At 43.5% G+C, this 1796-nt stretch carries 3 protein-coding genes; all 3 read right to left on the bottom strand.

What is annotated here, in order from left to right; translation table 11 throughout:
* Window positions 1-736: SSURE domain-containing protein (locus ACRYI5_RS00190; RefSeq protein WP_448224288.1), on the bottom strand; the 736-nt coding region annotated here is incomplete at its 3' end.
* A gap of 216 nt (window positions 737-952) precedes the next feature.
* Window positions 953-1309 carry a hypothetical protein gene (locus ACRYI5_RS00185; RefSeq protein ID WP_448223816.1) on the bottom strand — a complete coding sequence of 119 codons (357 nt, stop codon included), beginning with the start codon at window positions 1307-1309 and terminating at the stop codon, window positions 953-955.
* A 107-nt stretch (window positions 1310-1416) separates the two neighbouring features.
* A partial coding sequence (locus tag ACRYI5_RS00180) for an LPXTG cell wall anchor domain-containing protein (RefSeq protein WP_448223815.1) occupies window positions 1417-1796 on the bottom strand: 380 nt, incomplete at its 5' end.

Here is a 1796-nt window from a genome sequence, read left to right as displayed (position 1 = left end):
AAGTAAACTGGTCTGAGTTTTCACTAATTGGAAGTAAGCCCGCATTCTTTGCCGTCCCATTATCTGACCATGGTGCGCCGTCGGAGGACTTTAATAACAACCGTGTTAACATCCCATCACCGCCGAAGGCGTTGAATGGAATCACTTGGTTAACACCTGCAGTGAAGGGGCCTGACCCGTCTGGGTTAGCGTTTGCCAAATAACTAGCAGGAACCGTTACACTATCCTTTAAGTTGTCCTCCACAGCTTGCTGAACATCATCATTAGTCACAGATGGTGAGGCGAGTAATTCAAGATTGGATTGACTCTTTGGCACAGCCGTTACTGTTGCTGCATTGTTTGAAATCGATGTTGCCAGCGTCGCAGGTTCATTTTTCGTTCCTCCGTCAGCACCGTTAGTTGCTTGCTGAGAATTGACACCGGAAGCACTTGATGCTTGTGAAGCAGGTGCCTGTGTTGATCCACTTTGACTTGTAACCAAGCTATTACTGTCTACCTTATTGTTGTCGGTAATAACCTTTGTTGACGGCGTTTGAGGCGAATCCAGCACCGTCGATGATTTTGCATTTGAATTGATCGCATTTGAATTAGTTGTATTTGCTTCGTCAACAGCACTCTTTGTAACCAAAGTAGTTTGCGTTTGATCAGGCGTCGTTGTCCCCGTGTCAGCATGAACGTTCACTTGACTTAAAACCAGCCCACCCGAGAGAGCCAGAATACTTAAGCCGCTAGCCATCCAAAGTTTTCCGCTCTTATACATTTTGTAATGTACGCTATTTTCTTGTGTAAAATATTTGAGGTTCAGATTTTCCTTTGACATATTAAGACTCCTTTTCAGAATTGCTTATTGGGACAACCCGATACTAACAAAAAGGTTAAAATACAACACGTTTTTATACTTACTTTTTTTCCTTATTTTAAATAATCGATATACAATTTCCTCTATATTTAGTTAATTTGTATTTAGGATTCGCTTTAAACTGGAGTAATTCTCCGCTAATACTTGTGCACCGTATTCGGTGATGTAGACTCGCTTTGTTCGTCGATCATTGGCATCACCTTCCACATGAATCAGCCTCTGACGGACACCTGTGGTTAGCCGTATGGACATCGCGGAAGGGCTCAACAGCAGCGCTTTCGTCAGTTCCGTGACACCGATTCCTACGGTTGATTCCTGTAGTAACGACAGAATGTACAGCGTACTTAAATCGTATCCAAGACTTTCTTGCACTTTATGATTAATGGAATGAATATAGGCTTGTGTTTCAATTACAGTTTTGAGCTCACCGAGTAGTTGTGCTTTACGCATGGGTTCAATTCCTTTCTCGTTCAATAGAATTATTCCGAAAAAAGACTCGCCGGACCCTTACTGAGACCGACGAGTCTTTTGATGACTTAGTTTATTTACAACGTTGCTTACTGTTCATTCTTCCGACGAAAACCAAGTAGACCCATCCCAAGTCCGACTAAACCAAGCATAGTTAAACTAGTTGATCCATCAATTTCATCGTGCTGTTGTTCCCCAGTTTTTGGTAGCTCTGTTCCATTAACTGAAGCCATCGTTTTCTGGCCATTTCTTTTGATGCCGGCCTTTGTCACATCGGCACCACTTAGATCGACTGAAACGGCTTCTACTTTCCCATCAATATCCGTTGCCTGTCCACCAAAGTTGTCCACTGTTGGTGTAGCGTCGCCAACGTGCATCATGTAATCATGACCATCGATCGACTTCTGGTTGGCCAAGACGGTTAACTTCACCGTCTTGCTTTGACCGTCGGTCGTCGTTAACGTCACGT

It is taken from the genome of Furfurilactobacillus sp. WILCCON 0119, from assembly GCF_053471565.1.
This window is presented reverse-complemented; position numbering and strand designations above follow the sequence as displayed.

What these genes read in the sequence shown, in the direction of transcription:
- ACRYI5_RS00185 (WP_448223816.1), bottom strand. Translation starts at nt 1,309, where the DNA reads ATGCGTAAAGCACAACTACTCGGTGAGCTCAAAACTGTAATTGAAACA.